Below are 466 nucleotides of genomic sequence, written 5' to 3'. Positions count from 1 at the left end.
CGGCAGCGACAGCCAGCTCGTCACCGTCACCATCCATGGCACCAACGACAGCGCGGTGATCGGCGGCGTCTCGACCGACGACGTCACCGAGGACAATGGCGCCGACGGCATCGTTGCCGGCAACCTGACAGCCGACGGACTGCTGACCATCACCGACGTTGACGCCGGCGAGGCCAATTTCACCACCCAGGCCGCCACCGCCGGCAGCAACGGCTATGGCACCTTCACCCTCGCCGCCGACGGCAGCTGGACCTACACCGCCGACAACACCCAGGCCGCCATCCAGCAGCTCGGCGCCGGCGACACCATCACCGACAGCTTCACCGCCGTCTCCTCCGACGGCAGCGACAGCCAGCTCGTCACCGTCACCATCCATGGCACCAACGACAGCGCGGTGATCGGCGGCGTCTCGACCGACGACGTCACCGAGGACAATGGCGCCGACGGCATCGTTGCCGGCAACCTG

The 466-nt window shown here is 68.2% G+C and carries 1 protein-coding gene; it reads left to right on the top strand.

What is annotated here, in order from left to right; translation table 11 throughout:
- Nucleotides 1–466, top strand: a 466-nt coding sequence (locus EN780_RS37635; RefSeq protein WP_210214109.1) for a VCBS domain-containing protein, incomplete at both ends; no start/stop codon positions are given.

Origin of the sequence: Mesorhizobium sp. M4B.F.Ca.ET.089.01.1.1 (assembly GCF_004022605.1) — a bacterium.
Lineage (GTDB): Bacteria > Pseudomonadota > Alphaproteobacteria > Rhizobiales > Rhizobiaceae > Mesorhizobium > Mesorhizobium abyssinicae.
This window is presented reverse-complemented; position numbering and strand designations above follow the sequence as displayed.